The organism is Novosphingobium oxfordense, assembly GCF_044029435.1.
Lineage (GTDB): Bacteria > Pseudomonadota > Alphaproteobacteria > Sphingomonadales > Sphingomonadaceae > Novosphingobium.
Genome location: NZ_CP147005.1, coordinates 179533 through 192317, shown reverse-complemented (window position 1 = coordinate 192317; position 12785 = coordinate 179533). Strand labels below are relative to the sequence as shown.

Below are 12785 nucleotides of genomic sequence, written 5' to 3'. Positions count from 1 at the left end.
CTGGGAGGTCGGGTGGGGGAGTGGGCCGGTGCCGCCAAAATCCGCTTTCGGCGGATTTTCAAACTAATCCTCAGTCGTCCAGAGCGGGGTAGAGTTTCTGCGCCGTCTTCGCGAAGATCCATTCGCGGTCGGCGTCGGTCAGGCACGACAGGCGGTCCTCGGCGGTCGCCTTGATCTCCGCCAGCGTGCCGGGCGAGGTCGGGTAATTCGAGCCCCAGACCATGCGCTGCGCGCCGAACACGTCCACCAGCTTGGGGAACAGCGTCTCGGGCGTGGCCTCGCCCTTTTTCGAATCGCCCATGATGCGCGGGGTGAGCTTCAGATAGATGCTCTCGATCGGCGCGAGGTCGAACAGGCTCTGCGCATTCGCGTAAGGCGCACCATCGGTCACATCGGGGCGGCCGAGGTGATCGAGAATGATCGGCACGTTCGGAAAGCGCTTGGCCAGCGCGGTCACGGCGGCAAGGCCGACCGGGCCGGTCTGGATGCACATGGTCAGGCCCAACTCGCCCAGCAGTTCCCACGCCGCATAGGCGCGCGGATCGTCGAGTTCGCTGGGATCGAATTCCTTGGTCGATCCGCCGGTGAACACGCGCAGGCCCTTGAGGCCCCGGTCCACCCACGAGCGGATCGTATCGACGGCATCGGGCGCCAGCACGTCCACCGAACCCACCGCGATCAGGCGATCCGCGTAGCGGTTGCAGGCATCCACCACGTAGCTGTTGTCGAAGCCATACGTGGTGGAGGAATGGACGACGGCGGCCTTGGCCACGCCCGCCTCATCCATGGAGGCGATCAGCGTTTCCACCGTGCTGGGCCGCTCCTGCGACCAGTCGGACCGCTTTCCGAACAGCGGCGCGGGCGGATAGGCGCCTTCGTCGTCGGAAATGACGTGGGGATGGATATCGACAAACTTGGACGTCATGCACCTGTCTCCGCTGCCGGAAGCGGTCCTTCGCTGCCGGGGCTCTGTTCTGGTTGCTGTCAATTTGCGGGGTGGGCGGCGGCGGCGGGAGTTGATTGTCAGCCGCGAGGCATAACTTCCGCCGCTGTCGTGGACTTCAAGACCGACCTATCTCAAACCACTCCGTCGCCCCCGCGCAGGCGGGGGCCCCGCTTTCTTCTGCCCCACAGCGCGAGGCCGGAAGAACAAGCGGGATCACCGGATTTATGGTTGCTGGGGCGGCAGTCGGGTCGGGGCCCTTAAAGCCCCTTGGCCTTCAGCCGCGCGTCGAGACGCGGATAGACCTTGCGGGCATTGCCTTCGTAGATCGCGAAACGGTCGTCGTCCGACAGCGCCTCGCAGGCATCGACGTAGCGCTTGGTGTCGTCGAAGTAGTGCCCGGTGTTCGGATCGGTGCCACGCACCGCGCCGATCATTTCCGAGCCGAACAGCACGTTCGAAGTCGGCACCACCTTGGTCAGCAGCTCGACGCCGGGGTGGTGATAGACGCAGGTGTCGAAGTAGATGTTGTCCAGCAGCCCTTCCAGCGGACGGTCCATCATCTCCAGCGACATGCCGCGATACCGGCCCCAGTGGTAGGGCACCGCGCCGCCGCCATGCGGGATGACCAGGCGCAGCGTCGGGAAGTCCTTGAACAGATCGCTCTGCAGGATCTGCATGAACACCGAGGTATCGGCGTTCAGGTAATGCGCGCCGGTGCCGTGGAAGTTCGGATTGCACGATGCGGCCACGTGGACCATGCCCGGCACGTCCAGATCGCACATCGCCTCGAACAGCGGATACCATTCCTTGTCGGTGAAAGGCTTACCGGTCCAGTAGCCGCCGGTGGGATCGGGGTTCACGTTCACGCCCACGAAGCCCAGTTCCTCCACCACGCGGCGAAGCTCGGGGATCGAGTTCTTCGGCGGCGCACCGGGGCTCTGCGGCAGCATGGCGACCGGCACGAAGTTATCCGGATACATCTCCGTAACCCGGTAGACGAGGTCGTTGGAGACGCTCGCCCACTCAAGGCTGGTGCGCTCGTTGCCCAGGTGGTGGCTCATCAGGCCGGCGATCGGCGAGAACAGCGTAAGGTCGCTGCCACGCTCCTGCTGGAGCTTGAGCTGGCCGCCCTCGATCCCTTCGCGGATCTGGTCGTCGCTGACATGCGCATCGGCCACGAGCGGCGCGTTCGCCACATCGTCCGCCGCTGCAACTTGCGCGCTGCGCCATTCGCGGAAATGCTTGGGGACCGTCGTGAAGTGACCGTGACAGTCGATAATCATGGGATTCTCCGTGGAATTTCCACCCGACCAGCAAGGGTCAGGATCAAGCAAAATCACCTCGCCAACCTCACCCCGTCGCCCCCGCGAAGGCGGGGGCCCCGCTTCCTGTTTGCATCCCGGCGCGGAGCCAGAAGAACAAGCGGGGGCCCCGGTTTACCCTGAGCGGCCGGCCTGTCGGCCAGCCGAAGGGCAGGGACGACGAGGGTTATGGTTGCAACGCTAAGCTATCAAACGCGCACCGGCGCCTTGGTGGGATCGACGAACAGTTCTTCCATCGTCATGCGGCGCGGCGTCAGGCCCTGCTTGAAGGCAGTCTGCTCCAGTGCCTCGATCGTCGCGCGGTTTTCCTCGATGCCGTAAGGCAGCGGATCGGCGCCGACGATCTCCTGAAGCGCGCGGTACTTGTCCGCCCCCTTGCCGGTCGCCTCGCCCGAATTGAGCTTGGCCAGCCATTCGTCCTTGGCGCGGGTGAAGGCGTCGTTCAGCGAACGCGCGATCCACGGGTGCTCCGCAAGGATCTCGTCCTTGACGACGATGGTGCCGTGCATCGGATAGACGCCGGTGCGGGCATAGTATTCCGCCTCGGCCTCGGCCGCATTCGGGATCAGATCGACATACATGCTGGTGTCGACTTCCTGCCAGCCGCCGGTCGGCGCACCGGTGCGGCCGATGCCGGCCGCGGCTTCGACGCCGGCCTGGATCTGGTCGCTGGCCATCATGTCCGCCAGCGACACGCCTTCGGGGGTGTGCTGCACGTTGGCGGGCAGCTGGAGCTGGGTCACGTGTTCCTCGTCATCGACGATCCAGGTGACCTTGTCGTTGTCCATGCCGTATTCGTCGATGAAGACCTGGCGGATCCACACGCCGGTGGTCACCGAATAGGCGCGCACGCCGACTTTCTTGCCTTCCAGATCCTTCGGGTGGCGGATGCCCGAATCCGGCTTCACCAGCATGCCGCCGTGGTGGAAACGGCGCACCACGAAGATCGGCAGGCCGACGAAGGGCGCGCCATAGGCACGGGCGATGATGTAGGTGGTGGGCGCCAGTTCGCAGACGTCGAACTCGACATCGCGGACCATGCGGCGGAAGGCGCCGATCTGCGGCTTCACCGTCACGAATTCGGCGTCCACGCCCTCGATCTCGATGCTGCCGTCGCGGATCGCGGCAGTGTGCGGATGGTCGGCAATCGCCAACTTCAGGCGGACTTTCTGGCTCAAGGTCGCTCTCCTCGGGGATGAGTAAAGACGGCTATCGGCGTTTGCTGCAACGTCCGATGCCGGTTGACCCGCGAAAAGCGCCCAGCCCGGTTCCAAGTCAACGCGGCCCCATCCCGAACCGGTCGGCGCGAGCGCACAATTTATAGAGGTTGGCCTCTCGGCATCGGGGCCATGTGATAGAATTCGCGCCGCCCGGCATATAAATCCAGCGCCGCGCGCAATAGGTTCACTGACAGGACTGTCGCAGGATGATGCGATGCGGACTCCGCCATCGCCCGAACGATTCGCGGCGCAAGCGGCTGATTTTCGTGGTTTCTCGTCAGAATGTTCGGCGTTCGGGCGTGAGCCACCCTTCCCCTTCTGTCGCAACCGCGAAGGCCGGGGTGATAGCTGCACCCGTTGCAGCCCCGATAAATTTCGCGCTAGGTCCATAGTGGAGAGAGGATCAGAACATGACGCAAACGAGTCAGCAGACGAGTCAGAAGACCTCGGGCCACGAACGCGCCCAGAGCCTGAGCTTCCGCCAGCTTCGCCTGTTCGAGGCGATCGGCGATCTCAAGTCCGTGCGCCGCGCATCGGAAGCATGCAGCCTGTCGCAGCCCGCCGTCACCCAGGCCCTTGCCAAGATGGAAGCGCAGCTTGGCGCCACGCTGGTCGACCGGCGCGCCAGCGGCAGCTACCTCAACGAATTCGGCATGGTGTTCCATGCCCGCGTGAAGCGCTTCTTCGAACAGACCGAGCGCGCCGTGATCGAGATCGGCGCCGCCGTGAATGCCGACGGCGCCCGCGCCATCGTCAACCGCCTCACCCGCTCGCAACTGCGCACTCTGGTCGGCGTGATGGAGCACGGCTCTTTCGAACAGGCGAGCGAATGCTTCGACATTTCCGCCGCCTCGCTCCAGCGTGCCGCGCGCGATTTGCAGGGCAACTTGCGCGTCTCGCTGTTCTACCGCACCGCCGCCGGCATGCTGGTCAGCCCGCAAGGGATCAAGCTGGGCCAGATGATCAAGCTGGCGCTGCAGGAAATCGAATGGGGCGTGGCGGAAATCGACGCCGCGCTGGACGGCACCAGCACCCCCATCGTGATCGGCGCCATGCCCTTCGGCGGCAGCGTCCTGCTCGCCTCCGTGCTCGACCAGTTCCTGGAGAAGTACCCCAGCGCCGACATCCGGATCATGAACGAAAGCGCGGTCGAAATGACCAAGTGCCTGCGCGCGGGCGAAGTGGACTTCGTGGTCGGCCTGCTGCCCGAGGAAGTGGCGCCGGGCCTGGTCTGCGAACCCCTGATCGAAACGCCCTATGCCGTGGTGGCGCGCGCCGGCCACCCCCTCGCCCGCGCCGGCAAGGTCACGGTGGAGGAACTCAAGGCCTACGACTGGATCACCGGCACTCCCGGCTCCAGCCGCCGCGCCTGCTTCGACCGGATTTTCGAGGGCACTTCGGGCCCGCAGACCCATGTCGCCACCTGCGCGCTGCCGATCATCCGCCACCTGCTCAAGCGTTCGGACCGACTGACGCTGATGACCACCTATGAACTCACGCACGAGGAAGGCCTGCGCACCCTGCACTGCGCGCAGATCGAGGCGGTGCCGGCGATCGGCATCACCACGCGCGAGGACTGGATGCCTACCCCGGTGCAATCGGCCTTCATCGACGTGATCCGCGCCCATGTCTGCGCCCCGCCGACGCCGCTGCGGCAGGTGGGGTGAGAGTTCCTTCGGGTCGCCACCGGGAACGGCTCACATTCGATCTGTCCTGACGCTCCAACCTTAAACCTCGTCGTCCCCGCGAAGGCGGGGACCCCGCTTTTCTTGGCAGGCGTGGCGAGAAGGCAGCGGGGTCCCCGCCTTCGCGGGGGCGACGGGGTGGTTTGGGACAGGCCCACTCCTGAAGAAGATTTGCGGATTCCTAATCCTTCCCGGCACGGGGAGGTGGCAGCGACCCATTGTCGTTTTGGGCGCTGACGGAGGGGAATCGCGGCCTCGCGCAGCGTCCGCTTAAACCGAGAGTCCCCTCCACCACCCTTCGGGCGGTCCCCCTCCCCGTGCCGGGGAGGACTTTCGATAGATGGGGACTGAAGTCCTATCACCCGCTCCGCCAGCGCATGGTCAAATCGCTCGCCCGCTCCAAAGGAGACAAGCGATGCCCCTGACCCGCGAACTGACCGTGACCACGCCCGACGGCACCTGCCCGGTGACCCTGCACTATCCCGATGCCAACGGCCCCTTCCCGCCGGTGATCCTCTATATGGATGGCCCCGGCATTCGCCCCGCCGTGCATGAGATCGCCGCCCGCCTTGCGGCATCGGGCTATGCGGTGTTCCTGCCGGACCTGTTCTACCGCGCCGGGCCTTACGCGCCGGTCGATCCCAAAGTCGTGTTCACCAATTCCGCGCTGCGCGAAGTCCATCGCGAGACATACATGGCCACGGCAACCCCAAAGAACGTCATGGCCGACACGGCCGCCCTGATCGCCATGATCGACGCCGCGCCCGAAGCGACGGAAGGTCCGATCGGCGTGGTCGGATACTGCATGGGCGGCCGCCTCGCGCTGATCGCGGCGGCCACTTTTCCCGAGCGGATCGCCGCTGCCGCCAGCTACCACGGCGGCGGGCTTGCCAATGACAAGCCGGGCAGCCCGCACCTCCTCGCCCCGCAGATCAAGGCGAAAGTCTATGTCGGCGGCGCCATCGAGGACGCCAATTTCACCGACGGGCAGAAGGCATCCCTTATCGCCGCACTCAGCGAGGCCGGCGTCGATCACGTGGTCGAGACCTATCCCGCCAAACACGGCTGGGTGCCGCGCGACACCGCCGTCCACGATCCCGCCGAGGCCGAGCATCACTGGCAAACGCTGGTGCCATTCCTCGACAGCGTGCTGAAGCGGGGCTGAGACGCCCCACGAAAAAAGGGAGGACGGCCATCGGCCGTCCTCCCTCAAGGTTTACCCCGTCAGGGGAGAGAGCTTTTTCAGATCAAAGACTTGTCGATGTAAAGAGGCATTGAGTCCTCCCACTTGCTGTCGGTCAGCAGGCGCTTGTTCGCGCCATCGGCGTCCATGATGTAGATCTGGCCATATTGCTGGAACGTATTGTCGTAGAGCGCCGCCTCGTCCCGGAAGCCGTGTTCGGATCCGGACCACATGATGCGCCCGTCCGGCGACCATACGGCATGGCCGTCACTGGCCTTGCTGGTGGTGAGTTCCCGGTAGTCCGAACCGTCCGGCTTGATGGTGCAGACCTGATAGTCCTTGTCGTCCACCTTGCGGGTGAAGACGATGCGCTCGCCGTCGGGCGACCAACCCGGCAGGTTGTCCAGCTTGTCCGTCAGCACGCGCACCTGCTTGGTTTCCAGGTTCATCACGCGCAGGCCGCGTTCCTCGCTCTGGCCCCAGACGCGGAACACCAGTTCCTTGCCGTCGTGCGAGAAGCTGGGGAAGCCCGAATGCACGGTGCCGTCGGTCAGCACCTCAAGGTCGCTGCCGTCCTTGCGCACGCGCACGACCACCGCCTTGGCATAGCTGCGTTCGGCGAACCAGGTGCCGACGCCGAAGGCCAGCCACTCGCCATCGGGCGACCAGCAGGGTTGAAACGCGCCAGCCAGCCCCTTCTGGACCATCTGGGGATTGAGGCCGGACTTGGTATTGTCGAACACCACGCGACGTTGCGACCCGTCGGGCTTGCAGGTGACGATGGAGGAAGTGCCGGTCTGCTTCTCGGTAAAGGCCAGCATCCCCTGGTTGGATAGGATCGGGAACACGTCCATGAAGCGATAGTCGTAGTCCGCGTCCCAGCTGTAGAGCGGCTTGTCCAGCGGGCGGACCGGGCGGAATTCCTGCACTTCGAAGATCACCGACTTGCCATCGGCGGTCCACTGCGGCGAACGCAGGCCCTTGCGCTTGAAGCCGGGGCGGCCGGACGTATAGGCGATCCCCTCATCCGGGCCGCCCTTGATGACGTAGCCGATCTCGTCCTGCGTCACGTACTGGGGCGAGACTTTCAGGTTGCCGCCGCGCGTATGTTCGATGCGGGCGCCGGTCTCCGCATCGACCGAGACGATCTGCGAATCCACGCGGCCGATCCATTCGGGACGGCGGGCGCCCCAGGTGGCCTCGGTGGTCAGTTCGTAGAACACGATGCGCTTGCCGTCGGGCGACCATGAAGGCGAGCCCTGGCACCAGTTCTTGCGCGAGGAGACTTTGGCAAAACCCGTGCCGTCAGGACGGATCTTGTAGATCGACAGTTCCTGGGTGTGTTCCCAGCCCCGGTTCTCGTCATGGCCGCGCCAGCTGGTGTTGGTGTCGCTGGAGAACGCGATCCACTTGCCGTCGGGCGACCAGGCGGGGCGGAAATAGCAGTCCGGGCTGTCCGGATCGCCCTTCACCTGGCCAATGCCGGTCAGCTGCCTGACCTTGCCGCTGGCGATGTCCATCACCCAGACATTGGCCTTGTAGCCATTGCGAGTGGATACGAAGGCCAAGGTCTTGCCGTCGGGCGAGATCGCGGCGGCATCGTCCACACAGGAGCCGCCGGCCACCGTCTTGATCCCGGTGCCATCGCCCTTCGCGACGAAGAGGCTGGAATTGCCGTCGCCCAACCGTTCGGAAGTGAACACCATGCGCGCGCCATCGCGCGAAAGGCGCACGTTGTAGTCATAGGCGCTTTCGGCCAGCACCTTGCGCTCGCCCGTGCCGTCCAGGCCGGCCACGTACAGTTCGGACACCGAAGGGGCGATGCGGTTCATCATCATCACGCCCTTCCTGGTGGGCACCGGCTTGGCGATGCCGACCTGGCTGAGCAGCACAGAGGCCGGAACCACGGCCAGGAAATCTCTACGTTTCACTTTCGAACTCTCCCTGCAAATCCCAGGTTGCCGTTTGGGGGCTTCGCAATTCCTGGCGCGGGCTGAACGGCCCGCTTCCTGTGCAGGCATTCTCATTAGGGCAGCGTCCGGGGCTTTGCATCATGGCTGTCGTTGAAGTTATCGGCGCGGCGCGAGTGCCTATAGCCGCGCGCCGTTCTTCCCGGATTACATCGGCCCCACACCGCTGCTGCCGCGCAGGCAAGTCCTGCACGCGCCGAGATAAAACGACGGCCCGGCAACAGCGGAGGGGGACAGAATCGCACCGGCACGGATGAGGCCGGGAACTGGGAGGAAGCGATGAGACACGACACCACATCCGTAAACCTGCGTCACGTGCTGCTGGGCGGCGCCGCGGCCATGGCCCTGCTGCCACAGCTGGCTTTCGCGCAGGCCACCGCCCAGGCAGGCGATCAGAACAACGGGGCCCAGAACAACGGCGGCGTGGAGGAGATCATCGTCACCGCGCAGAAGCGCGACCAGTCCGCACAGGACGTGCCGATCGCGATCACCGCGCTGAACAACGAACAGCTGCAAAGCGCGGGCGTGCAGAGCACGCTGGACCTGAAGGCCACCGTGCCCGCCCTGAACATCACCACCGGCACCGGCGGCATCGGCCTGCCCCGCATTCGCGGCATCGGGGCGACGGGCCAGGGCCCCAGCATCGAAAACCCGGTCGCCGTCTATGTCGACGGGGTCTACTACGGCGCTTCGTTCGGCATTCTCCAGTCGATGTACGACACCGATCAGGTGGCCGTGCTGAAGGGCCCGCAAGGCACGCTGTTCGGCCGCAACGCCACCGGCGGCCTGATCCAGACCACCACGCTTGGCCCCAGCTTCGACTGGAAGGGCAAGGCGGAAATCGGCTACGGCAACTACGATACGATCCACGCCGCCGGTTACGTTTCGGGCGGCCTTACCAAGACCGTGGCGATCAGCCTGTCCGGCCAGTACGACAACCAGCAGGACGGGTTCGGCAAGAACCTCTATACCGGCAACGATATCCAGACCTCACGCTCATGGGGCGGTCGTGGCAAGCTGCTGTGGCAGCCGAGCGACGCCACCAAGGTGCTGCTGTCGGGCGATTTCAACGGCCGTGACGCCGTTGCGCCGGCATTCCGCAACTTCACGCTGAATGCCCTTGGCGTAAACGTGCCCGCCGCGATCACCGCGCTGGGCGGCGATCCGCACCGCGACATCCTGGCAGACATCGATCCCAAGATGTCCACCCGCGCCTGGGGTACCAGCCTGACGGTGGAGCAGGACGTCGGCTTTGCCACGTTGAAGAGCATCACCGCCTATCGCCATTCGACGTTCAGCTACAACTTCGATCCGGACGGCACGACGATGCCGCGCATCATCGTGGACAACCACCAGTTCGACAAGCAGTTCACCCAGGAAGTGAACCTGATCTCGAAGGATGGCGGCCCGTTCAAGTGGGTGCTGGGCGGCTTCTACATGCACGATAACGCCGGCAACGACGGTTCGCGCACGACGGGCATCTTCACCTTCGGCAACAACGGCTATTCGCAGGACGACAACTCGGTCAAGCTGGACTCCTACGCGGGCTTTGCGGAAGGCACCTATACCTTCGGCGAATCCACGAACCTGACTGCCGGCCTGCGCTTCACCAGCGACCATCGCTCGCTGGATGCCACCGTCACCCAGTTCAACGGCAACGTGCCGCCCGCCGGCCTGACCACGGTGACGACGATCCCGTCGGAAAGCCACACCTTCAACAAGCTGACCTGGCGCCTGTCGCTCGATCATCGCTTCTCGCCCGAGCTGCTGGCCTATGCCAGCTACAACCGCGGCTTCCGCGGCGGCACCTACATCACGCAGTCGACGCCGATCGTGCTGCTGAAGCCGGAGCAGGTCGATGCCTTCGAAGTGGGCATCAAGTCCGACCTGTTCGACCGCAAGGTGCGCCTGAACGTCGCTGGCTATTACTATGACGAGAAGAACATCCAGGTGATGCAGGTCATCTCCGGCGCGCAGACCGTCTACAACGCCAATGCGGCGGAGATCTACGGTCTGGACGCCGATGTGACCTGGCGCGTGACTCATGCCTTCCGCCTGTTCGGCGGCCTGAACTGGACCCACGCCCGCTATACCGACTTCGATACGGCGGTGATCACCACGCCGTTCCCGCTGCCGGCCGGCTTCGTGATCCCCACCGGGCAAACCTGTCTTGGCACGCTGGGCAATCCCTACACCCAGCTGGGCGGCAACTGCCTGCTGATCGGCGATGCCACCGGCAACAAGCTGCAGAACACGCCGACCTTCACGGCCAGCCTGGGCGGTTCCTACGATCTGGAAACCGGGATCGGCCGCTTCACGCTGGCGGGCAACTACTACTACAACTCGGGCTATGTCGGTTCGCCGGACGAGCGCGTGAAGCAGAAGGCGTACAACACCGCCGACGCCTCGCTCACCTGGCATTCCACGAACGACAACCTGTTCGTGCGCCTCTGGGGCAAGAACCTGACCAACGCCTTCTACTGGGGCCAGATCGGCGCCACCAACAGCGGCGACAACGGCACTTACGCCGCGCCGCGCACTTATGGCGTCACCGCAGGGTTCGACTTCTAAGCACGAACCTGCCCAATACGATCCACCCTCATGGCCGGAGTCCCTACGGACTCCGGCCATTCTTGCGTCCGGGCGGGGTCCTTACTGATCGACGAAGACGTAGGGCGCGAACAGGTCCGTGCCCTGCCAGTCGCGCGCGGCCACCACATGGGTGGAAGCGCTGCGCGTCCAGCTGGCCGCGTCGGTATAGCTGCCTGATCCGGTGTGGCTGGCCACCGCCGGCCAGGGATAGACCGGCCGCGTCATTTCCTGCCCGTCCGACGCCGCCTGCGGCGATGCGGCCGCAGCACTTTGCCCGGCGATGCCCTGCGGCTGGCCGAACGTGCTGCGGTGGCGGGTGGAGCCGGTCATCAGCGCCTCGGGCGCATGGCCGCTTTCCACCCAGACCATCATCGCGGTCAGCAGGTCTATGCTCGCCAGCCCTTCCCCGCCGCCGCAGTGGCCGACGCCGGGCAGCATGTAGAGCCGTTCGAAACCGCCCACCGTGCGCCCGCCCATCGTCGAGATCATGGCCTTCTGGTACGAAACCGTATTGGCCGGCGCGATATGCTGGTCAGCCAGCCCGTGCCAGAGGATCAGCTTGTGCCCCTTGGCGGCAAAGGCGCTCAGATCCGGATTGGTGGCATCGAACAAGTGGTGGCGCGGCCGCAGCGCATCCAGCGTCTCGCGCGTGAACTGAAGGTCCGCCAGCGTCGTATCGGGACGCGGCTCGGCAAAGGCGAGGTAGCGCATGACCGGCGGCACCACCATCTGGCTCATCATCCGGCCTTCCGGCCCGCTGGGCACGAAGACGCCGGGCCATTCCAGTTCGGAACCGTAAAGCGGCTGTCCCGCCGTCAGGAACGCCCGCGTCTGCGGGTCGCGCGGCCCTTCGTAGAACTTGCGCGCAACATCGGCCTCCGCCTGGGTCAGGCAGTTGGATGTATCGGTCGCCCCCAGTTCGCAAGTGATGCTGTCCAGATCGAAGCGGCAGGCGGCGGGCAGCGAGATCAGCCCGTCGACCACACCGTCGTTCCGGTCGCAGGCGGCGATCACCGCCTTGTGCAGGATCGGCAGGCGATTGGCGAGCAGGATCGGCTTGCCCGCCGCATCCATGTTCGAACGCGCCATCCAGCCGTGGTAGAGCGTGTTCTGCACGGTGAAGAGCATGGCCGGCGCGCCGGCGATCACGCCGTCGAAATCGTCCGGGAAGCGTTGCGCTTCCATCAGCGCCTCTCGCCCACCGTCCGAACAGCCGTTGAAGTAGGAATAGCGCACGTCCTGCCCATAGAACGCCCGGATCAGCGCCTTCGCCGCTTGCGAGGTGATGTGCTGCGCGCGCCAGGCGAAGTCCGCCCGGCGTTGCGGGTCCAGACCCCAGGCCCCGTCGCTCTCCGCCATGGTATGGCCCATGTCGGTGGCGGCCATGACGAAGCCGCCGTCGTTCAGCACCTTGCACCCGTCCGACGCGCCGGAGCGCAGCGTGATCGCACCGCACAGGCCCCCACAGCCCACTTGCAGGTAGCGCTGGGTCCATGTCTTCAGCGGCAGCAGTACCTGGAAATTGACCGCCGGGGCCAAAGTGCCCTTTACCGAGCAGACGGCGATCCCGTCGCTGGTGGTCTCCGTGGCGGAGGCGATCCGGCTGCCGGCGCCGCCGATAGCAGTCATGTCCGTGCCGGTCAGCGATCCGCAAGTGACCACCGGGGCGATTGCGGCAAGGTCCGCAGGCCCGCGATTGCGAGTCGTCGCAGCGGGCGCATCGCCCATGCCCGAGCAGCTTGCCAGCGCCAAAACGGCAAACAGGCCGGCCACAAGACCTGCCACAGGGCCAACCATCCGATCCCACACGCGCGCCATGGTGTCTCCCACACAACGACGAAGGGGACGGGACGCCTGGGCATCCCGT

8 protein-coding genes are annotated in these 12785 nt (G+C 65.3%); 3 read left to right on the top strand and 5 right to left on the bottom strand.

What is annotated here, in order from left to right; translation table 11 throughout:
* Positions 1-70 precede the first annotated feature (70 nt).
* From WBP07_RS00885 to WBP07_RS00875, 3 genes are all read right to left on the bottom strand, one after another.
* Positions 71-925, bottom strand: coding sequence for an amidohydrolase family protein (locus tag WBP07_RS00885; protein WP_395393562.1), 855 nt, complete (start codon positions 923-925; stop codon positions 71-73).
* A gap of 278 nt (positions 926-1203) precedes the next feature.
* Complete coding sequence (locus WBP07_RS00880) at positions 1204-2229, bottom strand: amidohydrolase family protein (RefSeq protein WP_395393560.1); 1026 nt, start codon at positions 2227-2229, stop codon at positions 1204-1206.
* Positions 2230-2456: 227 nt separating this feature from the next.
* A complete protein-coding gene (locus WBP07_RS00875) occupies positions 2457-3446 on the bottom strand; it encodes an ABC transporter substrate-binding protein (protein WP_395393558.1) in 990 nt (329 codons plus the stop codon).
* A gap of 452 nt (positions 3447-3898) precedes the next feature.
* On the opposite strand from WBP07_RS00875, the gene WBP07_RS00870 reads away from it, so the two are divergent.
* On the top strand, positions 3899-5155 hold the full coding sequence (locus WBP07_RS00870; protein WP_395393557.1) for a LysR family transcriptional regulator: 1257 nt from the start codon (positions 3899-3901) through the stop codon (positions 5153-5155).
* A gap of 433 nt (positions 5156-5588) precedes the next feature.
* On the top strand, positions 5589-6338 hold the full coding sequence (locus tag WBP07_RS00865) for a dienelactone hydrolase family protein (protein ID WP_395393556.1): 750 nt from the start codon (positions 5589-5591) through the stop codon (positions 6336-6338).
* A 77-nt stretch (positions 6339-6415) separates the two neighbouring features.
* Here the strand turns inward: WBP07_RS00865 and WBP07_RS00860 are convergent, their stop codons facing one another.
* Positions 6416-8287, bottom strand: a complete 1872-nt coding sequence (locus WBP07_RS00860; RefSeq protein ID WP_395393554.1) for a TolB family protein — start codon at positions 8285-8287, stop codon at positions 6416-6418.
* Positions 8288-8605: 318 nt separating this feature from the next.
* On the opposite strand from WBP07_RS00860, the gene WBP07_RS00855 reads away from it, so the two are divergent.
* Entirely contained in the window at positions 8606-10897 is a 2292-nt protein-coding gene (locus WBP07_RS00855; RefSeq protein ID WP_395393552.1) for a TonB-dependent receptor, read from the top strand.
* A gap of 81 nt (positions 10898-10978) precedes the next feature.
* Here WBP07_RS00855 and WBP07_RS00850 read toward each other — a convergent pair whose 3' ends face one another.
* Entirely contained in the window at positions 10979-12736 is a 1758-nt protein-coding gene (locus WBP07_RS00850) for a tannase/feruloyl esterase family alpha/beta hydrolase (protein WP_395393550.1), read from the bottom strand.
* Between the last annotated feature and the right edge of the window lie 49 nt (positions 12737-12785).

Coding starts and splice junctions, on each gene's coding strand:
- WBP07_RS00885 (WP_395393562.1), bottom strand. CDS start 925: ATGACGTCCAAGTTTGTCGATATCCATCCCCACGTCATTTCCGACGAC.
- WBP07_RS00880 (WP_395393560.1), bottom strand. CDS start 2,229: ATGATTATCGACTGTCACGGTCACTTCACGACGGTCCCCAAGCATTTC.
- WBP07_RS00870 (WP_395393557.1), top strand. CDS start 3,899: ATGACGCAAACGAGTCAGCAGACGAGTCAGAAGACCTCGGGCCACGAA.
- WBP07_RS00865 (WP_395393556.1), top strand. CDS start 5,589: ATGCCCCTGACCCGCGAACTGACCGTGACCACGCCCGACGGCACCTGC.
- WBP07_RS00855 (WP_395393552.1), top strand. CDS start 8,606: ATGAGACACGACACCACATCCGTAAACCTGCGTCACGTGCTGCTGGGC.
- WBP07_RS00850 (WP_395393550.1), bottom strand. CDS start 12,736: ATGGCGCGCGTGTGGGATCGGATGGTTGGCCCTGTGGCAGGTCTTGTG.